Source organism: Prauserella endophytica (genome assembly GCF_005146945.1).
GTDB lineage: Bacteria > Actinomycetota > Actinomycetes > Mycobacteriales > Pseudonocardiaceae > Prauserella_A > Prauserella_A endophytica.
In genome coordinates, this window is record NZ_SWMS01000012.1 from 84,340 (window position 1) to 107,864 (window position 23,525).

Genomic DNA, 23,525 nt, shown 5'->3' on the forward strand with positions numbered 1-23,525 from the left:
GCGTGGCTCAGTCCGCATCCTCGTACGCCATCCGCTCCATCATGCTGGCCACCGCGGCCCTCGAGGAAACGCCCAACTTGTCGAATACCTGCGCGATGTGTGACTCCACGGTTTTGAGACTCACGAACATTTCATCGGCGATCTCGCGGTTCTTCAGGCCGCGGGTGATGAGCTCGGCGACCTGACGCTGGCGGCAGCTGAGCACACCGAGACCGCGGCACGCGTAAGCGGACTGTCCATGGTGGATTACTCGCCGCCCCAGCGCGCGTAGTTGTTGCGCGGCCTCGTCCCGGTAGCGCGCCGCACCGCACCGGGCAAGGGCGAAGTACGCCTGCTCGAAGCGTTCCGTCGCATGCTGCTGCTCGGCCATCTCGAGCAGCGCGCGCCCCTCGCCGAGCCACGCTCGCGCGGCGTCCACCGTCCGGCCGACGCCGACGAAGTCCCGCGCTGCTGCCGCCGCATCGGCGGCTGCCTTGACCGGCTGTCCGCGCGCCAGCGCGACGTTGGAGGCAGCCAGGCGCGCGTCGGCAAGCTTGCCGGGCAAGCCCAACTGCTCGGCGGCGGATTGGGCGCGGCGTGCCCAATCCGCCGCGGCGCCCACATCGCCGAGTGACAGTTCGGCCGAGCACAGCATCGCGTAGCAGTACGGCCGCCACCCGAGCTCGATGGGCGAGAGCTCCGGGCCGCCGCAGTGAATCAGGATCCGCTCCCTGCCACGAGCGACCTCACCACTCTCGATCTGTGCCAACCCTGCCGACCACTGCAGGAACCAGCCAAATCCCTTGGCAGAAAGTGACTCCCCCATGGCCGTGCCGCGCTCGCCGTACCGGATCGCGTCGTCGAGATCGCCGAGCAGCAACGCCGCCCAGCTGCGGAACCCGAGTGCCCAGAATGTGCCAGTATTGCGCGCGAGGTGCGTGGCTTCGATGACGGCCTCGGCGAGTTTCGCGCCATCCCGCAGATTGCCGAGCCAGAGGTGTGCCATCGACAGCGCGGCCATCGCCGCGGGAAACGCCCTGCCGTGGTTGCTGGCGCGCGCGATGGCCAGGGCACGTTCGGCGTGCCGCACGCCGTCGTCGTAGCGCTCGACGCCGATTTCCGCGGCCGCGAGCAGGCCGATCGCCTCGGTGTGCGCGACCAGCTCGGCGTCGGTTAGGCGGTCGACGACACCACTGGCGCGATCCACCGACCGCACCGTCGCGGCCGTGTCGCCGAGGTAGTACCGGCCGCAGGCGAGAATGCTCGCCCCGGACGCTTCGAGTATCGGCTCATCCAGGGAGCGTGCCTGCGTGCAGGCCCGCTTGGCCAGCCGCACGGTTTCCGCCCAGTCCCCCAGATGTGCGTGGTCGCTGGCGAGTTCGAGGGTGACCGCGGTGACACCGACCGAGGCGGTATCCCCCAGCTGTGCCAATGCGTCACGCAGCCGCGAGCTCGCCTGCCGGCGCGCGTCGCCGCATAGGTGGTCCAGCCGCACGAGCGCGCCGAGCAACCGCGCCTTGCCGACCGCGTCGTGCTCCGGCACCAGCAATGTTGCTTCGCTGAGCGCCGCGCGGCTGTCCTCGAGCCGGCCGGCGGCACTGAGCGAGTTGGCAAGGGCGACCAGCAGCTCGATGCGCCGCTGTTCGCTGGTATCCGGCGGCAGCAGCCGAATCGCCGCCCGCAACCAGCCGGCCGCCACTGCCGGGGCACGCGACGCGCTGGCGGTGGCCGCCGCGCTGAGCAGGTCACTCGCTTGCCCATCACCGGGTGAGGCGGACCGCTCAACGTGGTGGGCCCGTGCTGCCAGCGGTGCCCCGGCCTCCGCGAGCAGCGTGGCCGCTCGGGCGTGCGCGGCGATCCGGGCACCATCACCGACCGATGTGTACACGGCGTGCCGCACGATCGGGTGGCGAAACATGTACAGCTGCGCGCTGTCGATGGCACGCACCAACCCGCTTGCCGTGAGTTCGTCCAGCGCGGACAACGCCGTCGCACGCGCGATGGCTGCTACCGCGGCGGCGAACTCGATGTCGAACGGCTCGCCTGCCACCGCCGCGGCCTGTGCCAGCGCCCGTGCGTCCGGGGAGACGCTGTCGAACTCGTGCGTGATCGCCTGCTGCACCGCGGGGGGCACCGCGGCCTCGCCCATTCGTCGCTGTGTCGCGTCGGGGTTGTCGGCGGGCAGGCTCCGTGCCAGCTCGGTCAGGAAGAACGGGTTGCCGCCACTTTGGTGGTAGCACTCCTCGAAATGGGCCCCACCGTCCACACCGAGCAGGCGCTGGGCATCGGCGCGGTCCAACGGGCCAACTTCCAGCAGCGTGGTCGTTCCCTCTCGCACCCCGCTGGCCAGCGCGTGCGAGAGCATCCGCGGCAGGTGGATCGGACGGTAGGCGACGGCGATGCATATCGGCCCGGCACAGCCGTGACTGAGCAGGTGCGCGAGTAGCTCGGCGGACGGCTCGTCAGCCCAGTGGACGTCGTCGAACACGACCAGCAGTCCCCGGTGCTGGCCCAGCTCTTCCAGAGCCGCACGGACCGCATGGTGCAGGCGGAACCTCTCGATGGCCAGGCCGCGAGCGTGGCTGCCCGCCGAGCTGAACGCGGGAAACACCGCGCGCAGCTCGGCGAGCCGTTCCTCGCCGAGCCGGCTCAGATCGTGTGCCGGATCGTCGAACAGCCGGCCCAGAACGTCAATTGCCAGTCCGAACGGCACGTCCTGTTCGAACTCGGTCGCCCGTCCACTGGCGATGCGCAAACCCGATTTCGTGGCCTGCTCGCGCAGTCGCCGAAGCAGCAAGCTTTTGCCGATCCCGGCCTCTCCGGACACGGCCAGGCGCCCGTCACCACGGCGGGTTGTGGACTCCAGGGCAGCGGCGAGCGCGTCGAGTTCTGCCGAACGCCCTACAATCACATCGCGTTCCTTGGGCGACCAGCGCGTGTCGCCAGTGGACTGATCGGCCGTCCCGCCGCGGCGGGCACTGTATAGCGACGAGACCACTCTGCCTCGGCCACCCATATCGGAACCTTAGCCGTTGCCGGGCGCATCCGAAAGGTGCGCGCGTAGTGCGTACGGTGCCCGCACGCGGGCATCATCCCCGATGCCCAGCGCTAGGCGTTCAACGCCCGGTCACCTGGTAGACGGTGAGGACCGCCGCGCCGCCAAGCCCGAGATTGTGCTGTAGCGCGGTGCGCGCCTTGGGTACCTGTCGGGCGCCCGCGGCGCCTCGTAGCTGCCAGCACAGCTCAGCGCACTGGGCGAGTCCGGTAGCACCGAGCGGATGGCCTTTGGAAATCAAGCCACCCGACGGGTTCACCACAGGTCCGTTCCCGCCGTAGGTGGTGGCTCGCGTCTCGACCAGCTTGTGCCCCTCGCCTTCCGGCGCGAGGCCGAGCGCCTCGTAGGTGATCAACTCGTTGGTCGAGAAGCAGTCGTGCAGCTCGATCACGTCGAGATCACTCGGCTCGATCCCGGCGGCGGCGTAGACGTTGCCGGCTGCCTCTAGCGACATGTCGTAGCCCACCACGGTGCGGCAGTTCGCCGTCGTATCGAACGTCGATGTGGTGTCGGTGACCATCGATTGCGCGGTGATCTCGACGGCATTGGCCCACAGGTCATTGGCATCGACGAAGCGTTCCGAGGCCAGGACCGCGCAAGCCGCGCCGTCCGAGGTTGGCGAGCACTGGAGTTTGGTCAGCGGGTCGTGAATGACCTTGGCCTGCTCGACTTCCTCCAGCGTGTACTCCTGCTGGAACTGCGCGTAGGGATTGTGCACCGAATGCTTGTGGTTCTTCCAGCCGATCCAGGCGAAGTGGTGCGGCGCCGAACCGTACTCTCGCATGTGTTCGCGTCCCGCGTTGCCGAACATCTGGGGAGCAAACGGGACATCCTCCGGAGTGACAAGGCGTTGCAGCGCCTCAATGTGCCGATCCATCGGGCTGGCGCGGTCCGGGAACTTGGCGCCCAGTGAGCCACGCTCCATCTTCTCGAACCCGGCGGCCAGCGTACACTCGGCAAGCCCGTACTGGACGGCTTCGCGCGCCAGGTACAGCGCGGTCGAACCGGTGGCGCAAGCGTTGTCGACGTTGATGATGGGGATACCCGTCAGCCCCAGCCCGTACAGCGCCCGCTGTCCGCTGGGCGAGTCGCCGTAGACATAGCCGACGAAGGCGCGTTCGATCTGCTCGTACCGGATCGTGGCCTCGGCCAGTGCGGCGGTGCCGGCCTCGGTGACCCAATCCGGGTAGTCACCCTCCTTGGTGCCCGGCTTGGCGAACGGGCTCATGCCCACGCCGATGACGAATACTCGATTACTCATGATGCGCTCCAGGAATCGCTGCGGTACGGATCTCGTGCACGGTGCGCGGGACACTCCTGCTCAGGCGGTCATCCCCAGCGGCAGGCCACCGCCGACATTGAGTACTTGCCCGGTGACGTGGTCGCTCCACGGCGAGCACAGGAACGCGATCCCGCCGGCGGCCTCCTCCGGGGTGGCGCTCCTGCCCAGTGGCACGAGTGAGCTCATCATCGAGCGCAGCTGCTCGGGCACGCCCACGTGTACCTCTTTGTCACCGATCGCGATGACCGAGTCCTTGGTTTTGGCTTGGGTAAGCCGGGTATCGACCAGTCCAAAGGCGACGGCGTTGACGTTGACCTTGAACGGTCCCCACTCCTTGGCCAGCGTCTTGGTCAGGCCGATGACGCCGGATTTGGCCGCGGAATAGTTGGCCTGGCCCGCATTGCCGTAGGCGGCCATCGAGGTCACGTTGACGACCTTCCGGAACACCTCGGTCCCTTCTGCCTTCTCCCGCTTCGCGGGTTCGCGCAGGTGTGGTGCGGCGGCGCGCAGGACCCGGAAGGGCACGACCGTATGAATGTCGATCATGTCCTGGAAGTCCTGGTCGCTCAGCTTGTGCAGGGGGCCGTCGGTGATGTACCCGGCGTTGTTCACGACGATGTCGAGCTTTCCCCACTCGTCGATCGCGGCCTGGATCAGCGCATCTGGTTCGCCCTCGTCGCACAGGTTGCCGGCATGAGTCGCGGTCTCGCCCGCGATCGCCTCGGAGGCAGCCTTCGCGGCGTCCGCGTCGAGGTCACTGATCAGTACCTTGGCGCCGCCCGCAGCGAGCGTCTCGACCGCCGCCCGACCGATGCCGCGTGCGCCTCCTGTCACGACGGCCACCTTGCCCTCAAACATCGATGCTCCGTTCTGTTGCCTGGCGGATGCCGGCACCGTAACATAAAAATCCATCCGGATGGATTTTTTTAGGAGGATCGATGGTCGACACTGGAATCGTCGGCCGGGAGTTGGGCACGGTCCGCTTCCCGGTCGAACGCAGCAAGCTCGCCGAGCTGGCGCGCTCCTTCGGTAGCACGGACCCGTTGTGGAGCGACCACGATGCCGCCGCCGAGGCGGGTTTCGACGATATTCCGGTGCCACCGACGGTCACGGTGCTCGCCGACCTTTGGCGGGAACACGGCGCGTTGGACGGTGCGGTACGGCTGGGCCTGGACCTCGCCCGGCTACTGCACGGTGAGGCCAGCTGGACAATGCTGCGACCGATTCGCTGCGGCGACGAGCTCACGGCACGCAGCTCGGTGCTCGATGTCGCCGAACGCGTGGGCAACCGCGGCGAGTCGATGACGCTGGTGACGATCGAGACCGGTTTTACCAACCAGCACGGCGACAGCGTGGCCACACGCCGCGACGTGGTGATCGAGACCGCAGGACCGACAGGGAAGGAGCAGTCGTGACCGTCGCAGGTAGCAAGATCCCAGTAGCACCGGTACCGATGGCCGAGGGCGACAGCATGGCCGAGCACGAGTTCGGTCCACTGACCAGGACGCATATCGTCCGGTACGCCGGAGCGAGTGGCGACTTCAACCCCGTCCACCACGACGAGGAGTTCGCCAAGGAAGCGGGACTACCGGGCGTATTCGGCATCGGCATGATGCACGCCGGGATACTCGGGCAGCGGCTGGCCGCCTGGGTGGGTCCGGAGAACGTGCGATCCTTCTCGCTGCGGTTCACCGGCCAGGTGTGGCCGGGCGACGTGCTGACCTTCCGCGGGGTGGTCACCGGGGTGGAATCCGCCGAGAGCGCGGACCCGGTCGCACGCATCGATCTCACCGTGACACGCCAGGGCGGTGGGTGTGTACTCACCGCGGCAGCGACCGCGCGAGTGGCGCCGGCGGGCGATGTACCCGCCGGCGACAGGTGAACCGTGGTCGGACAGGTGCGGCTAGGATCGGTGGTCCGATGTCCATCCAGTTAGGCTCGAACCAGGAGCCCCCTAAACAAGAGCGCAGCGCGGAAACTCGCAGGCAGCTGCTGGACGCTGCCGCGGACGAGTTGCTGGACGGTGGTTTCGCGCGGTTCACCACACACGGTGTGGCACGCCGGGCGGGCATCTCCCGAGGCGCGCAGCAGCATCACTTCCCGCACAAGCATCGCCTCGTCACCGCGGCGGTGCATCACCTGGCCGAGCGCAGCCTGCAGCAACTGGAAGGCATCACCAGCGACGGCAGCCTGAACTCAACTCGCCGGGTTCTCGACGCCCTGTTCGAGCAATACGCCGGCCCGCTGTTCGCGGCGATGCTGGATCTGTCGCTCGCGGCGCGTGCCGATGAACAGCTCCGCGACGCGGTGCAGCGCGAAGAGCACACGGTCAACCGCATGATCGACGAGTGGGCGCATCGCAGGCTGACAGGATGCGACGATGCGCCGGCGGACTTCGATGAGCTGTTCGCCATGGCGATCAGCACGGTGCGCGGGGTGGCGGTCCTGCGGCTGCTCGGACACTCGCAGGAAAGCGTCCAGCGGCAGTGGAAGTACACGCGTGATCAGCTGTTACGACTGCTGGTCGAGAACAGGAGTTGAGTGTGGTTGCGCCGCGAATCATCGTTCCAGCGCGAACGCGCCCGGTCGCGGATGCGGCGGGACGAGTGCGTGCCTGCCCAGTCGATCCGCGACCGAAAAAGCCGGAGCGACTCCGCTGAGGGCATGTCCTTGCCTGCCGGATTCCACGCCAAGAACGGCCGTCCGGCGACCCGGTGGCGCGTCATCGACCTCATCGAGAGACACCGACCACGCCTGGATGTCACGTTGCTGCGCAAGGAGAACGCATTGCCGAAGGTGCGGCTCCGCGTCGCCTAAAGCGGTGGCATCTATCTGTACCAACTCGCCTGGTTCACTTCAAGTTCTCTCCGAGTACGTCCTGCCGAAAGACGTGGAGACGTTCGTCATCGGCGGCACCCTTGGGAGCCCAAAGCAGGCGAAGGCTGCTCGCGCAGCTTTGCATGAGTGATGCGAACAGGTCGGAGACGGCCGCGACTCCGTGCTCTGCCGGTGGGAGAGCAAGGTCAACAGATGTGGGAATTTCTCACAAACTCCTCGGCCTTGGGCAAGGCCTTTCCATGCTCGCCTGATGACGACAACGCGGGTCAGTTCGCTGTTGCTCTCGCTCGCCGTTGTGCTCACTGTTGCGCGGGTGATGGGCGCGCTGGCAAGACGGCTTGGCAGCCGGGTGTGGTCGGAGAGCTCGTCGGTGGCGTGTTGCTCTGGCCCACCTTGTTCGGCGAGGCGCACTCCGGGTTCCTCTTTCCCGCCCACATCCTCCCCCCTGCTCAACGCGCTCGCCAACGTCGGTATCGCGTTGTTCATGTTCCTCATCGGGTTGGAGCTCGAACGGCGGCTCGTGCGGGAGCGCGGGCGGGGCGTCGTGAGCGTGTCGCTCGGATCCGTGCGCGTAGCCTTCGCGCTCGGTGTGCTGCTCGGCGCTCGGGTTGTACGACGACGGCGATCAGCCGTCTTCACGCTATTCCTCGGCGTCGCCATGTCCGCGACCTCCTTTCCCGTCCTGGCAAGGATTCTCGCCGATCGCTGGCTCAGCGACAGTAGGCTCGGCGGCCTTTCGATCGCCAACGCCGCCGTCTGCGACAGGACCGTCATCGTCGCCGGGGTGCTCGCCTCGTCGGCGCTCACCGAGTGGATGGGACTGCGCCTCGTCTTCGGGGCTTTCTGTTCGGCCTCGCGCCCCCCGCACGGCGGCCACGCCGGACCTCACCACCAGGATCAGTCACATCGACGGGCTCCTGCCCGTGTACTTCTTCGTCGCCAACATGAAGTCGGCTTGTCGACATTTGCTCTCGCAGCACTGCTCGGGCTGCTGTGCTTGTCGCGGTTGATGGCAAGTTCGCAGGCCTCTACGGCCCTGCGCGCCTGCATCGCATCGACCGCCGCGAGTCCGCGTCACCGAGTTGGTTTCAACTCAGCGTGCTCGACCAGCACTTCTACTCGCTCATGGTGGTCATGGCCATCCTGACCACGTTGATGACCGGCCCGCCGCTCAATCTCCTCGGCACGAGAACCTTGACAGTCGCTGACAGGGTTTCGGCGTAGCGTCCGCACCCATGGTCACCTGGAAAGAGTTCGCTGACGCCGCACCACGGACCGCCGGGGTGTTCGCCCGCCGCCACGCCGCCACCGGGAACCTCTGCCTGCTCGCGACGCTGCGTTCGGACGGGTTCCCCCGCATCAGCCCGCTGGAGCCGCGGTTCTTCGAGGGGCAACTCTGGCTCGTCGGCATGCCCGGCACCACCAAATTCCGCGACCTCGCCCGCGATCCCCGCTTCTGCCTGCACACCGCGACCGTCGACACCGAGGTCAAGGAGGGCGACGCGAAGCTATGGGGCGTGGTCGAGGACGTCCGTGACCGGGACCTGCACCAGCGCTGGGCCACCGCGCTGTACGAGGAGACCGGGTTCGACCTGCGTGGCCAGGAGTTCGACCACTTCTACGCGGCCGACATCGTCGGCGGCTCGGCGGTAGAGGTTCGCGGCGACCACCTCGAGATCACGGTATGGAAGCCCGGCGAGCAGGAACGGGTGGTCGAAAAGCGGTGAAACCGCGGTGAATCCAGCCCCCCATCCTCGTTCCCGTCGTGGCCGCCAGAGGCCACCGGACGAGACGAGGAGACCGTGACCACCGTTTCTACCCAGCGGCGATCGCGGTGAGCGCGCTGCGCAGGTCGTACGGCGAGCATCGCTTGCTCGACGGCATCGACCTGCACGTCCCGACGGGCACGACCTTCGCGCTGCTCGGCCCCAACCGACCCGGCAAGACCACCACGGTCCAGATCCGATCCACGCTGATCGGCGCCGACGATGGCAACGCACCCGGCGCAGGCAGCGGGCCGCGGCACTGCTGGAACGCTTCGAGCTCACCGACGCCGCGTGGAAGCCCGTCGCCACGTCCGCTTCGACCACCGCGCGCTGCCGAGTGCGTCGGCGGAGCCGCCCGGCATCACCATCGGCTAGGGCGGCGCTGGAGATCGGCAGCCTCGTGCGACTCGGGACAGGCTGACCGGCCCCCAAGGCCACCTTTGTTGCGTTCAACGCAACAAAGGTGGCCTTGGGGGCCTAACGAACCAGGTGGCGGTGGTGCAACGGCTGAACAAGTCCGAAACGTCCTTGAAGCTCTCTCAGCACAACCGCGCTCCACGATCCAGGCGCAAAGCGCCACGGGTGGGTCGACGAGCCCGTAGCCGATGGTCTGCGGCTTGATGGATATCTCCGCCGCGTAGCCGGACTTCTGCCGGCGGCGCGCTCCGGTGCGGGACGCGAGGCCGCCTACGGGCAGGTCGATTCCCGCGGAACGGCTTCGACCTCACCATGAAGGCGAGGCACCAGAGGAGGATCCCATGAAATACGTGCTGATGATCTACAGCTCCCCGGCGTCGTGGAATGCCCTTTCGCAGCAGGATCGGGACCGGGTCGGGCGGGAGCACGCCGCGCTCGGCGAGGAGCTGCGGGAATCCGGTGAGTGGGTGGGCGGCAACGCGCTGGCCGACCCCTCGCGTTCGGTGGCCGTCCGCGTGCGCGGCGACGTGGTGACGGCGACGGACGGGCCGTTCGCCGAGGTCAAGGAGCACATCGCCGGCTACTACGTCGTGGAGTGCGAGACCCTCGACCGCGCCGTGGAGATCGCGGCGAAGATGCCCGACTCGAAGCTGTGCCACGTGGAGGTGCGCCCCGTGATGCGCCCCGGCGGGCTGGAGATGTGACCGCTCAGCGGTGGTGCACGGGCTCGCCCGTGTGGAGGGCGGGCTCCGACCTCGCGATCCGGCGAGCTGCTGGGCAGCTGGGCACTAGGCCTTGTCCGAGTCGCCGTTGCCGGTAAAGCGGCCCCAGACCTTGCCCGCCGCACCGGACACGGCCTCGCCGACGTCGGCGAACACCTTCGCGAGCGGGTCGGCCGATGCGGTGAAGGTGTCCTTGTACGACCTCGCGGCCGACTTGACGTCGGAGGCCCAGGTCGCCTGCGGCTCGTCGCCGTCGCGCCTCGGGTAGTCGCCGCCCAGAACCGCGCGGTACTCCGGCGACGCCGCCCACTTCTGCAGCTCCGCAGCGCGGACAACGGCGAGCGGGTGGGACATCAGCTCGATGTTGCGCAGCTTGAGCAGGCTGTCGCGGATATCCTCCACGTTCTCGTACTCGGCCGCCTGCTGCAGGAACGACGGCACGTCGACCTGCGCGGGGTCCACACCACCGGCCAGCAGGACGTGCGCCCGCAGCGCGGCCTGCGGGTCCTGCCCGCACAACAGCCCCGCCCGGTCGCACGAGAGCTCCGCCTTGCGGAACCACTCGTTGAGCGCGGCGACCACCGCGCGCAGACCGAGTGCGCTCACCGGCGTCCACGACATGCTCAGCTGCAGCTTGATGAGGCGCAGCAGCATGGTCCGGTACACGGCGTGCCCGGAGAGGACGTGCCCCATCTCGTGGCCGATCGCGAACCGCAGGCCTTCGGCGTCGAGCAGCTCGACGAGCCCGGTGGACAGCACGACGAACGGCTCGTCCATGCCGATCGTCATGGCGTAGGCCTCCGCGCCCCGCGCGACGAACACCTGGGGCACCGGGCCGACGTCGAGGGCCTCCGCGCACTCGCGGCGCAGCCGGTCGATCTCGGGGTACTGCGCGGATCCCACTCGGATGGCCGAACCGAGCGCCATGAGCTGCTCGCCGCGCTCGTGGAAGAGCCCCGCCATCGCCTTGAGCACCTCGGCGAAGCCCGGCGCCATCCGCAGGGTCGCGAGCGCGCCGCGGTCCACCGGGTGCTCGTAGGCCCTGGGACTGATCCCCGGAAAGCGCACTCTGCCCGTCGAAGCGGAAACCTCCGCGCTTTCCTCCACCCCAGCCCCTTTCGTTGTGGCGTCAGCGTAACGGACATTCCTGACACACAGCCATCAGGCGCTGGCGGAAACGGTGCTCCCACGAATCGACTCCGGCTGCGACGTCCAGGACACCGCGCTGATCAGCGAGCCGTCGCGGCGAAAGGGCAGCGAGACGACGTGCGAGGCGGCGCAACGCCTCGTGGCTGGCGCTACCAGTGGCAGCGCCAGCCGTTCATGCAATCCGGATGGAAGCCGACCCTGCCAGGCGCGGCCGGTCACACCAGGCCCTGGCGGGCCGCCCACACCACGGCCTCGATGGGGGTGCGGAACCCGAGCTGGTCGCACATCGCCCGCAGCCTCCTGCGGATGGTGCGTTCCGAGAGCTGGAGTCTTCTTGCGATGGCCTCGATGGGCAGCCCACTGGCCAGCAGCCGGAGCAACGTCAGTTCATCTCTGCTCAGCGCAACGCCTTCGTTGGCAATCACCACGCCGCTCTCCCTGGCCGAGTCCGCTAAATCGTTTCAAACTCGCGCTGCAAGCCTGCGGTGTGCGCTCCCGGGTGTCAAGGGTTCCGGCTCGTGAACGTCCACTCGCCATGCCCGGCGGAGTACACCGCAAAGCCGGGTTCTGTCCGCGCGAACCGGGTCCTCGCGGCGCATGAACGTCGTCGCGGGCCGCCGGGGGCACGTGCGCCCCGGCCGTCACGCCCACCGGCAGGACCACGGTGAGCCGTAGCTCGCCGTCGAGGCGCGCCCATCCCGCGCTCACCTCACCGCGCACGGTCTCGAGGGACGTGCGCGTCCACGGCACGCGCGTGCGCCCGGCCGAACCATGAACCGCGCGTGACCCGCGTCGCCTGGCAGCAAGCCGCCCACGTTCTCGTGGAGTCACTGCGAGCTGAGTCGCGATGGCGTGCGCGACGTCAGCGTGGCCGTGCCCGCTGAGCACCCGCAGCAGCACACTCGTGCCGAGCACGCCGGTGTTGAGATGGTCGCCGCGGGCGCGGATGTCGACGGGGAGGCTCGCCACCACGGACGCCTCGGTGCCGGGCGGCACGAGCCCGAACACGAGCGGGCACCGCGTTGAGCGTCTGCCGGCAGTCCGGATCCTTCGCGGTGCGGTAGTGACCCTCCGGCGAGGAACGCGGTGTTGAGCGCGGCCTTCAGCCCGTCGGCGACGGCCGGCAGCGCGTCGCCACGTCGCGCTGCCCGAGCAGGTCGCCCAGCTCGGCCGTGCCGAGCAGCGCGTTACAGGTAGGCGGCGGTGAACCGCGTGTCCTCCGGCGGGTTGCCGCCGTAGCCGGGCGGCAGGAGTCACCGAGCGCGGTCACGGCGAGCCACCTCGATGGGCCAGTGGTCCTGCGCGCAGCACGCCCGTCGGCGCGGCCGACGCCTGCCAGTCGCCGTCGTCGAAACCGGGCTCGGTCCAGCCCCTCGGCGGGAGGCGGCGAAGCCGGGGTCGAGCACCTGGGCCTCGTAGCAGGCAAGCCCCACGAGAGGCGCGGCTCGGCGGGATCGGCGCCCGCCAGGGTGGGCGCGTACTCCACCGTGGTGCACTCGACCCGCGGCCCGCAGGGCGGCGCGGCTTCCGCCTGCGCGGCGGGGAGCGTGAACGCCGCCGACGGCCGAGCCCGTGGACGAATTCCTGCGGCTCAAGCCTTGAATCTGAATCGTTTCAAGTCTGTCACGTGCCGGAGGTTGGTCCGACTTCCCCACAGGACCGCCGAGACACGCACCGAGCCCGACAACAGAATCAGTCTTGACAATAAAAGTTGTCGGTGCGACAGTTCTCGTGTCCGACACGACAGGAGAGCTGACATGGGCCACCGATTCGAGAAGCACGACGAGGTCACGCTGGACGCGACGCCGGAGCAGGTCTGGGACGCGATCGCGACCGGCCCCGGCATCGACTCGTGGTTCATGGGCCGCAACGACGTCGAGCCCGGCGAGGGAGGCACCGTCCGCACGCTGTTCGGCGGGTACGCGCCCGAGTCGCCGATCACCTCGTGGGAGCCGGGCAAGCGGCTGGCCTACGGAGGCGAGCAGGCCGAGGACGGCCGGTTCGTCGCCTACGAGTTCCTCATCGAAGGCCGGGGCGGCGGCAGCACCGTCCTCCGCATGGTGACGAGTGGCTTCATCCCCGGCGACGACTGGGCCGACGAGTTCGAGGCCATGAGCAAGGGTGGCGCACTGTTCTTCAGCACCCTGGCCACCTACCTCACGCACTTCGCGGGCCGCGTCGCGACCCCGCTCACCGTCTTCGGCCCTCCGGTCGGCGACTGGGAGCGCACCTGGAGTGCCGTGCGCGCGGCACTCGTCCTCGGTGAGCACGTCTCCGAAGGCGACGCGGCGCGGTTCACTGTGGACGGAGACGTCGTCGAGGGCGTGGTCTACTCCGTGAACTCGCAGACGCTCGGCATCCGCACCCCCGACGCGCTGTACCGCTTCCTCCAGGGCTTCCACGGCTCGCTCGTGGCGGGCCACCACTATTTCTCCACTGTGGACATCACACGTACCGAAAACGTCTGGCAGGCCTGGCTGGCCGGCCTCTCCCAGGAAGGCAACGACAGATGAGCACCGTGACCTCCGCCGACGGCACCAGAATCGCCTACGACCGGATCGGCGGCGGCGAACCGCTGATCCTCGTCGACGGCGCCATGTGCTACCGGGGACAGGGACCCATGACGGCACTCGCCAAGGAGCTGGCGCCCTCGTTCACCGTCTACACCTACGACCGCAGGGGCCGGGGCGAGAGCGGCAACACCGAACCGTACGCCGTGGAGCGCGAGCTGGAGGACCTCGCGGCACTACTGAAGGAGGCGGGCGGATCCGCGCACCTCTTCGGCGCCTCGTCGGGCGCGATGGTGGCACTGGAGGCGGTGAACAGCGGCCTGCCGGTGCGCAGGCTGGCGATGTACGAGCCGCCGCTGATCGTCGACGGCAGCAGGCCACCGATCCCGGCCGACCTCGCCGCGCAGTACGAACGGGCGCTCGCGCAGGGCAAGCCCGGCGACGCCGTCGCGAACTTCATGCGCCAGGTCGAGGTTCCCGGTTTCATGATCGCGCTGATGCGGCTTATGCCGGTGTGGCGCAAGCTCAAGGGCGTGGCGCCGACGCTGCCCTACGACGCCGCGTTCGTGACGCCGTACCAGCAGGGCGAACCGCTGCCGGAGAACCGGTGGACCGGCGTCGGAGTGCCCACGCTCGTCGCCGACGGAGGCAAGAGCCCGGCGTGGATGCGAAACGGCGTCAAGGCGCTGGCCGACCTCCTGCCCGGCGCCGAGTACCGCACCCTCCCCGGTCAGACCCACATGATCAAGGCAAAGGTCCTGGCCCCGGTGCTCGCCGACTTCCTCTCGAAGCCCTGACCAACCGCAGTGAAGGCCACCTTCACTGCGTGGAATCAGACACAGCGGCGCGCAGCGCCTCCGCTTGGGCGGCGGTGGGAGACGGGCGGGCGCAGTGAAGGTGGCCTTCACTGCAGCCGCGGCACCGGGCGGCGTCGCCGCTTCCGTAGGATCGCGGGGGTGACTTCCCCCGAGGTGTCCGAGACGCTGCAGGTACTCAACCGGGTCTTCGGCTACGACTCGTTCCGGCAGGGTCAGCAGGAGATCGTCGACCACGTCACCTCCGGTGGCGACGCGCTCGTGCTCATGCCCACCGGCGGCGGCAAGTCACTGTGCTACCAGATCCCGGCACTCGTGCGGCAGGGCGTCGGCGTGGTCATCTCACCGCTCATCGCCCTCATGCAGGACCAGGTCGACGCGCTGCGGGCGCTCGGCGTGCGGGCGGGATTCCTCAACTCGACGCAGGATCCCGACGAGCGTCGCATGGTCGAGGCCGAGTTCCTCGCCGGTGAGCTGGACCTGCTGTACCTCGCGCCGGAACGGTTGCGGGTGGAGTCCACGCTGCAGTTGCTCGACCGCGGCAAGGTAGCGCTGTTCGCGATCGACGAGGCGCACTGCGTCTCCCAGTGGGGGCACGACTTCCGGCCCGACTACCTCGCGCTGTCCGACCTGCACGAGCGCTGGCCCGACGTGCCGCGCATCGCACTCACGGCCACGGCCACCAAGGCCACGCACGCGGAGATCGCGTCGCGGCTGAAGCTCGAGGACGCCCATCACTTCGTCGCGAGCTTCGACCGCCCCAACATCCAGTACCGCATCGTCCCCAAGAACGAGCCCAAGAAGCAGTTGCTGGACCTGCTGCGGAGCGAGCACTCCGGCGACGCGGGCATCGTCTACTGTCTCAGCCGCAAGTCGGTGGAGGAGACCGCGGACTTCCTGGTACGCAACGGGATCGAGGCGCTGCCCTACCACGCCGGACTCGACGCGCGAACCCGCTCCGAGCACCAGGCGCGGTTCCTGCGGGAGGACGGGCTCGTGGTGGTCGCCACGATCGCGTTCGGCATGGGCATCGACAAACCGGACGTCCGTTTCGTCGCCCACCTCGACCTGCCGAAGTCGGTGGAGGGCTACTACCAGGAGACCGGGCGCGCCGGGCGCGACGGCCTGCCCTCGACGGCGTGGCTGGCCTACGGCCTGCAGGACGTGGTGCAGCAGCGCAAGCTGATCGACGGCTCCGAGGGCGACGCGGCACACCGGCGCAAGCAGAGCGCCCACCTCGACGCGATGCTCGCGTTGTGCGAGACCGTCGAGTGCAGGCGGGTGCAGCTGCTCGCCTACTTCGGTCAGGACGGCGCCGCGTGCGGCAACTGCGACACCTGCCTGGCGCCGCCGGAGTCGTGGGACGGCACGGTGGCGGCGCAGAAGCTGCTGTCGACGGTCGTGCGGCTGCGCCGCGAGCGCAGGCAGAAGTTCGGCGCGGGCCAGATCATCGACATCCTGCTCGGCCGCAAGACCAGCAAGGTCGTCCAGCACGACCACGACTCGCTGAGCGTGTTCGGAGTCGGCACGGAACTCGCCGAGAGCGAGTGGCGCGGCGTGGTGCGGCAGCTGCTCGCCAAGGGCCTGCTCGCCGTGGAGGGCGACTACGGGACGCTGGTGACCACGCCGGGCAGCGACGAGGTGCTTTACCAGGGCCGTCAGGTACTCCTGCGCCGCGAGCCCAAGCGGGCGGCGAAGGCGTCCACGCGCACGCGCCGGGCCGAGACCGCCGAGTTGCCCGAGGAGGCGGCACCGGTGTTCGAGAAGCTGCGCGCGTGGCGGGCGGCGACGGCGAAGGAGCAGGGCGTCCCGGCGTACGTGATCTTCCACGACGCGACCTTGCGGCAGATCGCCACGGAACGGCCGAGCACGCTCGCCGAGCTGGGCGGCGTGAGCGGGGTCGGCGAGAACAAGCTGGCCAAGTACGGGGAGCAGCTGCTCGAGGCACTCAGCGCGTAGCGTCCCCCGCGTCCTTCGTCTCCCGGGTTCTGGCCCGCCTGCGCCGGACCACGATCACCACGGCGGCCACGGCCACGACGACGCCGAGCACGATCCAGCCGCTCGCGCCGACAGCCTTCTCGATCTGCCTGGCCGCCTCGCCGGCGGCGACCCCGATGCCGATGTGCAGCGCACACCAGGCCGCCGCGCCGACCACCACGGCAGGCAGGAACTTGCGCAAGGAAAGCCTGGCCGCGCCCGCGGCGGCGGGCATGAGCGTGCGCAGCACGGGCAGAAAGATCGCGATCAGCACGGCCCACGCACCACGCCTGCGCAGCACGTCGGTGGTGCGGTCCCAGCCGTCGGCTCCGTGCCTGCGCACGACCTTGGTCTGCCGCAGCTTCGGGCCGAGCTTCCAGCCGATCAGGTAGCCGACCGAATCGCCCGCGATCGCGCAGGACGTCGTCACCGACCACATCAGAAGGAACTCGGGCACGCTGCCGACGGTGGTGCCCAGGATGAACAGTCCGGTCTCGCCCGGTGCGACGAAGCCGAGCCCAAGGGTGCACTCCCCGAACACGAGCAGGCCCGCGGCGGCGACCAGCCCGGCGGGGGGAAGGCCCCGCAACCAGTCGAGGACGTCGGTCAGCAATGGCGATTCCCCTTCGAATCGGGACCCGGAAGTCGCATTTCTTCATCCTATCGGGCCATTTGGCGTGTCGCCCTTTATTACCCCTTGCTCACCCGCCACCACCAATGCAGGTGGCCACCCCATTCACGCGCTGGCAATGACCTACACCCAGAGTGAACGACTGAAAATGGCGTTGTCGCTCCTCGTCGGATTAGGCGGGCACTAAACATCGATCATATGTGATCTGAATCACAACCACGTCGGGTGAGAAGATCCGCAAATGCGCCGCTGTACACAGGCTCGCCAACGAGTAACTTCGTCGCCGGTTGCGGTGATCACGCGGCCGAAGCAAAACCGAAACCGAGTCGATTGGAATGGTTGAAGTGTTGAAGAAATCTGCATTTGTCGCCGCGGCGGCGGCCGGACTGATGATGATCGGCTCGCCCGCGTTCGCCGGCGGTGAGATCGACAAGGACAAGGAGCAGAACCACACTGGCCAGATCGGCCTCGTGAACGTCAACGATGTCCTCAACGACAACAACGTCGGCGTCTGCGACAACCACGTGAACGTCCTCGGCGTCCAGGTCGCCGACGCGCTCAACGGCCTCGGCGTGCCGCTTCTCTCCCCTGCGGCCGAGACCGAGGCGGCTGCCAACGACATCTGCGTCGCCGAGTCCGAGGACTGATTCGCCGGAACTTCAGCGCGAACACACACATACACACACTCGAGCGCGGGTGGGGCGGACGCCCCGCCCGCGCTCGATGCGCTTTCTTGATCCTTTTTGGATTCGACAATAGGGCGACTCGACGGCCGATCGTTGTCGAAAGCCGGACGGGGTCAATCCAGCAGCGCGGAATCCGTCGCGACGGAACGAAGCCGGACCAGTAACGCGGTCCGCACGCGGTCATACAGTTTTGAATCATCGTGCAGCAGCGCGTCCTGGCCGCCGCCCCTGGCCAATGCGTCGAGTTCGAACGCCAATTGCGCGGCATCGGTCTCCGGCGTGACCTCCCCGAGTTCCCGAGCCTCGTCGATGGTCCGTTCGTAAAGGCGCTGCCAGTCGCGGCGCGCCGCGGCCACGGCGTCACGAACCCGGCCCGGCCTGGCGTCGAACTCGGCCGCCACCGACAGGAAGAAGCAGCCACCGGGAAACACCGGTTCCGTGGCGTACGCGAGCCAGCACTCGCACAGCGCGCGCACCCGCCGGATCCCCGCCGGCGCCCTCCGCGCCGGCCGGACGACCTTGTCGACGTAGACCTCGACCGCGGCGCGCACCGTCGCGAGCTGCAGCTCCTCCTTGGATCCGAACTGCGCGAACACACCGCTTTTGCTGAGTTCCAGCTCGGCGGCGAGGCGCCGGACGGACAGGCTCTCGAGCCCTTCGACAGAGGCGATGTCCATGGCCCGGTCGAGGATCGCCCTGCGGGAGTGCTGCCCGCGCTCGACGCGCTTGTCGACCCGCGGCCCGGCCATCACGACACCTGCCCTTCGCTTCTCGCCCCAGCCTAAAGCATAGGACGACCGTCCAAGAAGTGAAGCTCCATTGGACGAGACATTGACTCTTCAACTGGGAAAGTTTTACTGTACGACCGTCCACCTACTTCGAGGTGATGAGATGAGCCTGAGCGAGCACACCGATCCGCACTGCCTGACCGACGAGGTCCTGTTCCCCCTGCTGTCCGGCGCGCCGTGGCGCCGGTTCGCGGTGCTGGGCGACAGCGTCGCCGAAGGCGTCGGCGACCTACTCGACGGCTACCCGCCGGTGCCGTGGGCCGACCGGGTCGCCGCCGCGCTGCGCGCGCACAACCCCGTGCTGGAGTACCTCAACCTCGGCAAACGCGGGCTGCTCGCCGAGGAGGTGAGCCGCTTCCAACTGTCCCCGGCACTCGCGTTCGAACCCGACCTTGCGGTGGTGGCGTGCGGCGGCAACGACATGCTGCGCCGCTCGTACGACCCCGGCGCGGTGGAGGTGGTGCTCACGGGCATCGTGCGCGCGCTGCGCGAGTCGGGCCGCGCGGTGGTGACGGTCGGCCTGTTCGACATCACCAGGTCACCGGTGCTGGCATCCGAGGTGTCCGGTGGGCTCGAGGCTCGGCTGCACGACCTTTCCGACCGCACGCGCGCGATCGCCGAGCGCGAGGGCGCGTGGCATGTGGACCTGACCTCACACCCAGCCTCGGCGGATGCGTCGATCTACAGCGCCGACGGCATCCACGTCAACGGCAGGGGCCACGCCATCGCGGCCACCGAGACCGTCCGCCTCCTTGCCGCCCACTTGCAGTGAAGGTGGGTGAGCTTGACTGCCCAAGGTTGACTGCAGCGGCAGTGAAGGCCACCTTCACTGCGTTGAACGCAGGCAGGGTGGCCTTCACTGCCGTCGGGCATCCAACCGGATCGCCTTCAGGAGCCGGTCGGCGAGTTCGGGCCTGCTGATCACCAGATCGGGCAGGTACGGGTGGGACTCGTTGTAGCGCAGGGGAGAACCGTCCACGCGGGACGCGTGCAGCCCGGCCGCTAGCACGACGCCGACGGGCGCGGCGGAGTCCCATTCCCACTGCCCGCCGGCGTGCACGTAGGCGTCGGCCTCGCCGCGCAGCACCGCCATCGCCTTCGCTCCCGCCGAGCCCATCGGCACGAGGTCGGCGTCGATCCGTTCGGCGACCGGCGCGGCGAACGCGGGGGGCCTGCTGTCGCTGACGAGCACCCGCGTGCGCCCGGCGTGCCCAGGTCCGGGCGAGGCTTCGTCGCTGGCATGGACCACTCCGAGCGCGGGTTGGGCGACGGCGGCCGCCGTGATGCCCCTGTCCCGTTCCCACAGCGCGACGTGCACCGCCCAGTCGGCGCGGCCCGGCTTGCTGAACTCGCGGGTGCCGTCGAGCGGGTCGATGATCCACACGCGGTCGGCGTCGAGGCGCGCCGGGTCGTCGGCCGACTCCTCGGAGAGCACGGCGTCGCCGGGTCGCTCGGCCGCGAGCCTGCGCAGCAGTAGCGCGTTGGACTCCGCGTCACCCCGCTTGCCGAGCGCTTTCGGGTCCAGGTCCGCCCCGTTCTCCCGCACGGAGAGCAGCAGGTGTCCGGCTTCGTCGGCGAGCTGGGCGGCGAGTCGTGCGTCGGTGGTCACCGGTCCAGCAAAGCAAGAACGTTGCCGGCGAGTGCGGCCGGGTCGCCGTCGCCGGGGTGGAGGACGAGGTCGGGGGCCTGCGGGGGCTCGTAGGGGGCGTCGATGCCGGTGAAACCGGTGAGTTCGCCGGCGCGGGCGCGGGCGTAGAGGCCCTTGGGGTCGCGGGCCTCGCAGACCTCGAGCGGGGTGTCGACGTAGACCTCGACGAAGGGCAGCCCCGCGGCCTCGTGTGCGGCGCGGACGCGGTCACGGCCCGCGCGGTAGGGACTGATCAGTGAGACGACGGCGACCACACCGGCGTCGGCGAACAGGCGGGCGACCTCGCCCGCGCGGCGGACGTTCTCGGTGCGGTCGTCGGCGGTGAAGCCGAGGTCGGCGTTGAGGCCGTGGCGGAGGTTGTCGCCGTCGAGCAGGTAGGCGGGGCGTCCGATCGCGACGAGCCTGCGTTCCAGCTCGACGGCGATGGTGGACTTGCCGGAGCCGGACAGGCCGGTGAGCCAGATGGTGGCGCCCTGGCTGGGCCGCTGCTCGCGGGTGACGGCGGCGGACTGCCACACCACGCCCGCGCCCGGCTGCCGCGGGCCGGTGATCATGCCTGCGGCGACGGTGTCGTGGGTGGCCGGGTCGATGAGCACGAAGCCGCCGGTGGCGCGGTTGCGGCGGTACGGGTCGAACAGCAGCGGTTGCCGGGTGCGCAGCCGGGCGCGGCCGATCTCGTTGAGGGCCAGCCCGGTCGCGGTCTCGTCGCGGTGCAGCGTGTTGACGTCGAGCCGGTAGTCCAGCTCGGTCACCGTGGCGGTGGTCTCGCGGGTGGTGTGGCGCAGCAGGTACCACCCGCCGGGGTCCAGCCCGGCGCGCTCGGAGAACCAGCACAGCATCGCGTCGAGGTCGCTGCCGGCGTGCGGGCGGTTGCCGGGGCGGCAGAGCAGGTCACCGCGGCCCACGTCGAGCTCGTCGGCGAGCTCGACGGTCACCGCCTGCGGAGGGAACGCCTCCGCCACCGGCGTCCCGCCGGGGCCCCACACCGCGCGAACTGTGGTGGAGAACCCCAAGGGCAGGACCAGCACCTCGTCGCCTGGCTTCAGCACGCCGCCCGCCATCGTGCCCGCGTAGCCGCGGAACTCGCCGTCGCGGATCACGTACTGCACCGGCAGCCGCACGTCGATGAGGTTGCGGTCGGAGGCCACGTGCACCTGCTCCAGGTGGTGCAGCAGCGACGGACCCTCGTACCACGGCATCGCCGCACCCCGGTGCACCACGTTGTCGCCGTGCAGCGCCGAGATCGGCACGAACGTCAGATCGTGCACGTCCAGCCGGGTCGCGAACCGGGCGAAGTCGTCCTTGATCTCCTCGAACCGCTCTCGCGACCAGCCCACCAGGTCCATCTTGTTGACGCACAGCACCAGATGGCCCACCCCGAGCAGGCTCGCCAGGAACGCGTGCCGCCTGCACTGCTCCACCACGCCCTTGCGCGCGTCAACCAGGATCAGCGCCAGGTCCGCGGTGGAGGCGCCGGTGACCATGTTGCGGGTGTACTGCACGTGCCCTGGCGTGTCGGCGAGGATGAACTTCCGCGCGGGCGTGGCGAAGTACCGGTACGCCACGTCGATCGTGATGCCCTGCTCGCGCTCCGCGCGCAGCCCGTCGGTCACCAGCGCCAGGTCCGGCCCGTCCCCACCACGTTCCCGGCTCGTGCGCTCCACCGCCGCCAGCTGATCGGTGAACAACGCCTTCGAATCGTGCAGCAACCGGCCGATCAGCGTGGACTTGCCGTCGTCCACACTGCCCGCCGTGGCCACGCGCAACAACGGAGGCACTAGAAGTACCCCTCCTTCTTGCGATCCTCCATGCCCGCCTCGGAGATCCGGTCGTCCGCCCGCGTCGCGCCCCGCTCGGTCACCCGGCTCGCCGCCACCTCGGCCACCACCTGCTCCGGCGTCGCCGCCGACGACTCCACACACCCCGTGCACGTCGCGTCCCCCACCGTGCGGAACCGCACCACCGCCTCGTACGGCTCCTCCCCCGGCCGCGGAGCCACGTGCGGCGAGCACGCCAGCAGCATCCCATCCCGCTGGAACACCCGCCTGCGATGCGCGAAGTACAGCGACGGCAACCCGATCCGCTCCGCCGCGATGTAGGACCACACGTCCAGCTCGGTCCAGTTCGACAACGGGAACACCCGGATGTGCTCGCCCCTGCGGTGCCGCCCGTTGTACAGGTTCCACAGCTCCGGTCGCTGTCGGCGCGGATCCCACTGCCCGAACTCGTCGCGGAAGCTGAACACCCGCTCCTTCGCCCGCGCCTTCTCCTCGTCCCGGCGCGCCCCGCCGAACACCGCGTCGAACGAGTGCTCCTGGATCATCCGCAGCAACGTCACCGTCTGCAGCCGGTTGCGGCTCGCTCCGGGTCCGGTCTCCTCCACCACCCGCCCGGCATCGAGGTCGTCCTGCACGCGCCCCACCAGCAGCCGCACGCCCAACTCCCGCACCAGCCGGTCCCGGAAGTCGATCACCTCGGCGAAGTTGTGCCCCGTGTCCACGTGCAACACCGGGAACGGCAACGGCGCGGGCCAGAACGCCCGCACCGCCACGTGCAGCATCACCACGGAGTCCTTGCCGCCCGAGAACAACAGCACCGGCCGCTCGAACGTCGCGGCCACCTCACGGAACACATGCACGGCCTCGGCCTCGAGCACACCCGACTGCGAGAGCTCGTAGCCCGTCATTCGAGAAAATTAGAACAAGTTCTTGAATCTGGTCAAGGGTGCGCGGAAGCTGAAGGCCATGGACATCGCCAGCCTGGAAGAGATCAAACGCGTCAAGTACCGCTACCTCCGCTGCGTGGACCTCAAGCGCTGGGACGAACTGGAGGACGCGCTCGCCCCCGACGCCACGGCCCAGTACGGCACGCCGTCGGGCGGCGGCCCGCTCCGCTTCACCGGCCGCGACGCGATCGTGGACTTTCTGCGCAACACGCTCGGCCACGGCATCATCACCGTGCACTCGGCCGGGCAACCGGAGATCGAGATCGACGGCGACACGGCCGAGGGCACGTGGTCCTTCGAGGACACGGTGCTGGCCACTGAGCACAACCACACGATGATCAAGGGCGCCGCGTTCTACGAGGACCGCTACACGCGTGGCGCCGACGGCGCGTGGCGGATCCAGCACACCGGCTACACGCGCACCTACGAGTACCTGGTGCCGCTCGGCGACCTGCCCGGCTTCAAGCTCACGGCCAACCGCTGGACGGGGGACGCTCCGTCGACGTCATTGACCGGAAGGTAGAACACGTTCTACTC

25 protein-coding genes are annotated in these 23,525 nt (G+C 69.0%); 13 read left to right on the forward strand and 12 right to left on the reverse strand.

Annotated features, from left to right (window positions below):
* Positions 1-7: 7 nt before the first annotated feature.
* From FCN18_RS21575 to FCN18_RS21585, 3 genes are all read right to left on the reverse strand, one after another.
* Positions 8-2,977: a helix-turn-helix transcriptional regulator gene (locus tag FCN18_RS21575; RefSeq protein WP_158303149.1), complete on the reverse strand. Its 2,970-nt coding sequence runs from the start codon at positions 2,975-2,977 to the stop codon at positions 8-10.
* Between the two features lie 118 nt (positions 2,978-3,095).
* Positions 3,096-4,295: a thiolase C-terminal domain-containing protein gene (locus FCN18_RS21580; RefSeq protein ID WP_113645180.1), complete on the reverse strand. Its 1,200-nt coding sequence runs from the start codon at positions 4,293-4,295 to the stop codon at positions 3,096-3,098.
* 60 nt (positions 4,296-4,355) lie between these two features.
* Complete coding sequence (locus FCN18_RS21585) at positions 4,356-5,210, reverse strand: SDR family NAD(P)-dependent oxidoreductase (RefSeq protein ID WP_206077960.1); 855 nt, start codon at positions 5,208-5,210, stop codon at positions 4,356-4,358.
* Positions 5,211-5,254: 44 nt separating this feature from the next.
* Here FCN18_RS21585 and FCN18_RS21590 point away from each other — a divergent pair, with 44 nt between their 5' ends.
* The 7 genes from FCN18_RS21590 (at position 5,255) to FCN18_RS21620 (ending at position 10,041) form a co-directional block, all read left to right on the forward strand.
* Positions 5,255-5,731, forward strand: coding sequence for an FAS1-like dehydratase domain-containing protein (locus tag FCN18_RS21590; RefSeq protein ID WP_137095960.1), 477 nt, complete (start codon positions 5,255-5,257; stop codon positions 5,729-5,731).
* Positions 5,728-6,198 carry a MaoC/PaaZ C-terminal domain-containing protein gene (locus FCN18_RS21595; protein ID WP_199543554.1) on the forward strand — a complete coding sequence of 157 codons (471 nt, stop codon included), beginning with the start codon at positions 5,728-5,730 and terminating at the stop codon, positions 6,196-6,198. The genes FCN18_RS21590 and FCN18_RS21595 overlap by 4 nt, the downstream gene beginning before the upstream one ends.
* Positions 6,199-6,236: 38 nt before the next feature.
* Complete coding sequence (locus tag FCN18_RS21600) at positions 6,237-6,857, forward strand: TetR/AcrR family transcriptional regulator (protein ID WP_113645176.1); 621 nt, start codon at positions 6,237-6,239, stop codon at positions 6,855-6,857.
* 123 nt (positions 6,858-6,980) lie between these two features.
* Complete coding sequence (locus FCN18_RS39145) at positions 6,981-7,133, forward strand: hypothetical protein (protein ID WP_158303150.1); 153 nt, start codon at positions 6,981-6,983, stop codon at positions 7,131-7,133.
* 271 nt (positions 7,134-7,404) lie between these two features.
* A complete protein-coding gene (locus tag FCN18_RS21605; RefSeq protein ID WP_137095961.1) occupies positions 7,405-8,301 on the forward strand; it encodes a cation:proton antiporter in 897 nt (298 codons plus the stop codon).
* A gap of 88 nt (positions 8,302-8,389) precedes the next feature.
* Positions 8,390-8,881 carry a pyridoxamine 5'-phosphate oxidase family protein gene (locus FCN18_RS21610; protein ID WP_137095962.1) on the forward strand — a complete coding sequence of 164 codons (492 nt, stop codon included), beginning with the start codon at positions 8,390-8,392 and terminating at the stop codon, positions 8,879-8,881.
* A 797-nt stretch (positions 8,882-9,678) separates the two neighbouring features.
* The gene (locus FCN18_RS21620; RefSeq protein ID WP_112276410.1) at positions 9,679-10,041 is read left to right on the forward strand and encodes a YciI family protein; all 363 of its coding nucleotides are present in this window, start codon (positions 9,679-9,681) and stop codon (positions 10,039-10,041) included.
* An 84-nt stretch (positions 10,042-10,125) separates the two neighbouring features.
* On the opposite strand, the gene FCN18_RS21625 is transcribed toward FCN18_RS21620, so the two are convergent.
* The 4 genes from FCN18_RS21625 to FCN18_RS39825 all read right to left on the reverse strand — a co-directional run bounded on the left by FCN18_RS21625 (position 10,126) and on the right by FCN18_RS39825 (position 12,478).
* Positions 10,126-11,166 carry a M48 family metallopeptidase gene (locus FCN18_RS21625; protein WP_407675788.1) on the reverse strand — a complete coding sequence of 347 codons (1,041 nt, stop codon included), beginning with the start codon at positions 11,164-11,166 and terminating at the stop codon, positions 10,126-10,128.
* A 257-nt stretch (positions 11,167-11,423) separates the two neighbouring features.
* Positions 11,424-11,636, reverse strand: coding sequence for a response regulator transcription factor (locus FCN18_RS21630; protein WP_369973663.1), 213 nt, complete (start codon positions 11,634-11,636; stop codon positions 11,424-11,426).
* On the reverse strand, positions 11,596-12,216 hold the full coding sequence (locus FCN18_RS39820; protein ID WP_206077961.1) for an alpha-L-rhamnosidase-related protein: 621 nt from the start codon (positions 12,214-12,216) through the stop codon (positions 11,596-11,598). Before FCN18_RS39820 ends, FCN18_RS21630 begins: the two co-directional genes overlap by 41 nt.
* Before the next feature lie 94 nt (positions 12,217-12,310).
* A complete protein-coding gene (locus FCN18_RS39825; protein WP_206077962.1) occupies positions 12,311-12,478 on the reverse strand; it encodes a hypothetical protein in 168 nt (55 codons plus the stop codon).
* Between the two features lie 487 nt (positions 12,479-12,965).
* Between FCN18_RS39825 and FCN18_RS21640 the strand changes: the two genes are divergently transcribed.
* From FCN18_RS21640 to recQ, 3 genes are all read left to right on the forward strand, one after another.
* Entirely contained in the window at positions 12,966-13,721 is a 756-nt protein-coding gene (locus tag FCN18_RS21640) for an SRPBCC family protein (RefSeq protein ID WP_137095963.1), read from the forward strand.
* Complete coding sequence (locus FCN18_RS21645; protein WP_113645172.1) at positions 13,718-14,515, forward strand: alpha/beta fold hydrolase; 798 nt, start codon at positions 13,718-13,720, stop codon at positions 14,513-14,515. The genes FCN18_RS21640 and FCN18_RS21645 overlap by 4 nt, the downstream gene beginning before the upstream one ends.
* A 159-nt stretch (positions 14,516-14,674) precedes the next feature.
* The gene (gene recQ, locus FCN18_RS21650; RefSeq protein WP_113645171.1) at positions 14,675-16,492 is read left to right on the forward strand and encodes a DNA helicase RecQ; all 1,818 of its coding nucleotides are present in this window, start codon (positions 14,675-14,677) and stop codon (positions 16,490-16,492) included.
* Here the strand turns inward: recQ and FCN18_RS21655 are convergent.
* Positions 16,482-17,123 (reverse strand): DedA family protein, encoded by a 642-nt coding sequence (locus FCN18_RS21655; RefSeq protein WP_137095964.1) that lies wholly within the window; start codon positions 17,121-17,123, stop codon positions 16,482-16,484. The genes recQ and FCN18_RS21655 overlap by 11 nt on opposite strands.
* A gap of 353 nt (positions 17,124-17,476) precedes the next feature.
* Here FCN18_RS21655 and FCN18_RS21660 point away from each other — a divergent pair, with 353 nt between their 5' ends.
* A complete protein-coding gene (locus FCN18_RS21660; RefSeq protein ID WP_228714072.1) occupies positions 17,477-17,788 on the forward strand; it encodes a hypothetical protein in 312 nt (103 codons plus the stop codon).
* Positions 17,789-17,940: 152 nt separating this feature from the next.
* On the opposite strand, the gene FCN18_RS21665 is transcribed toward FCN18_RS21660, so the two are convergent.
* A complete protein-coding gene (locus tag FCN18_RS21665; RefSeq protein WP_137095965.1) occupies positions 17,941-18,576 on the reverse strand; it encodes a TetR/AcrR family transcriptional regulator in 636 nt (211 codons plus the stop codon).
* Between the two features lie 142 nt (positions 18,577-18,718).
* Between FCN18_RS21665 and FCN18_RS21670 the strand changes: the two genes are divergently transcribed.
* Positions 18,719-19,387 carry an SGNH/GDSL hydrolase family protein gene (locus FCN18_RS21670; RefSeq protein WP_113645170.1) on the forward strand — a complete coding sequence of 223 codons (669 nt, stop codon included), beginning with the start codon at positions 18,719-18,721 and terminating at the stop codon, positions 19,385-19,387.
* An 84-nt stretch (positions 19,388-19,471) separates the two neighbouring features.
* Here the strand turns inward: FCN18_RS21670 and FCN18_RS21675 are convergent, their stop codons facing one another.
* The 3 genes from FCN18_RS21675 to cysD are packed head-to-tail and all read right to left on the reverse strand — an operon-like array spanning position 19,472 to position 22,949.
* Entirely contained in the window at positions 19,472-20,224 is a 753-nt protein-coding gene (locus FCN18_RS21675) for a 3'(2'),5'-bisphosphate nucleotidase CysQ (RefSeq protein ID WP_137095966.1), read from the reverse strand.
* Positions 20,221-22,041, reverse strand: a complete 1,821-nt coding sequence (gene cysC, locus FCN18_RS21680; protein WP_137095967.1) for an adenylyl-sulfate kinase — start codon at positions 22,039-22,041, stop codon at positions 20,221-20,223. The genes FCN18_RS21675 and cysC overlap by 4 nt, the downstream gene beginning before the upstream one ends.
* Positions 22,041-22,949: a sulfate adenylyltransferase subunit CysD gene (gene cysD / locus FCN18_RS21685; protein WP_137095968.1), complete on the reverse strand. Its 909-nt coding sequence runs from the start codon at positions 22,947-22,949 to the stop codon at positions 22,041-22,043. Before cysD ends, cysC begins: the two co-directional genes overlap by 1 nt.
* A 58-nt stretch (positions 22,950-23,007) precedes the next feature.
* Between cysD and FCN18_RS21690 the strand changes: the two genes are divergently transcribed.
* Positions 23,008-23,511, forward strand: coding sequence for a nuclear transport factor 2 family protein (locus FCN18_RS21690; RefSeq protein WP_137095969.1), 504 nt, complete (start codon positions 23,008-23,010; stop codon positions 23,509-23,511).
* Positions 23,512-23,525: the final 14 nt, after the last annotated feature.

What these genes read in the sequence shown, in the direction of transcription:
- FCN18_RS21600 (WP_113645176.1), top strand. Translation starts at nt 6,237, where the DNA reads ATGTCCATCCAGTTAGGCTCGAACCAGGAGCCCCCTAAACAAGAGCGC.
- FCN18_RS21580 (WP_113645180.1), bottom strand. Translation starts at nt 4,295, where the DNA reads ATGAGTAATCGAGTATTCGTCATCGGCGTGGGCATGAGCCCGTTCGCC.
- FCN18_RS21660 (WP_228714072.1), top strand. Translation starts at nt 17,477, where the DNA reads ATGGTTGAAGTGTTGAAGAAATCTGCATTTGTCGCCGCGGCGGCGGCC.
- FCN18_RS21665 (WP_137095965.1), bottom strand. Translation starts at nt 18,576, where the DNA reads ATGGCCGGGCCGCGGGTCGACAAGCGCGTCGAGCGCGGGCAGCACTCC.
- FCN18_RS21690 (WP_137095969.1), top strand. Translation starts at nt 23,008, where the DNA reads ATGGACATCGCCAGCCTGGAAGAGATCAAACGCGTCAAGTACCGCTAC.
- FCN18_RS21590 (WP_137095960.1), top strand. Translation starts at nt 5,255, where the DNA reads ATGGTCGACACTGGAATCGTCGGCCGGGAGTTGGGCACGGTCCGCTTC.
- FCN18_RS21610 (WP_137095962.1), top strand. Translation starts at nt 8,390, where the DNA reads ATGGTCACCTGGAAAGAGTTCGCTGACGCCGCACCACGGACCGCCGGG.
- FCN18_RS21645 (WP_113645172.1), top strand. Translation starts at nt 13,718, where the DNA reads ATGAGCACCGTGACCTCCGCCGACGGCACCAGAATCGCCTACGACCGG.
- FCN18_RS39145 (WP_158303150.1), top strand. Translation starts at nt 6,981, where the DNA reads ATGTCCTTGCCTGCCGGATTCCACGCCAAGAACGGCCGTCCGGCGACC.
- FCN18_RS21620 (WP_112276410.1), top strand. Translation starts at nt 9,679, where the DNA reads ATGAAATACGTGCTGATGATCTACAGCTCCCCGGCGTCGTGGAATGCC.
- FCN18_RS21640 (WP_137095963.1), top strand. Translation starts at nt 12,966, where the DNA reads ATGGGCCACCGATTCGAGAAGCACGACGAGGTCACGCTGGACGCGACG.
- cysD (WP_137095968.1), bottom strand. Translation starts at nt 22,949, where the DNA reads ATGACGGGCTACGAGCTCTCGCAGTCGGGTGTGCTCGAGGCCGAGGCC.
- FCN18_RS21670 (WP_113645170.1), top strand. Translation starts at nt 18,719, where the DNA reads ATGAGCCTGAGCGAGCACACCGATCCGCACTGCCTGACCGACGAGGTC.
- FCN18_RS21605 (WP_137095961.1), top strand. Translation starts at nt 7,405, where the DNA reads ATGACGACAACGCGGGTCAGTTCGCTGTTGCTCTCGCTCGCCGTTGTG.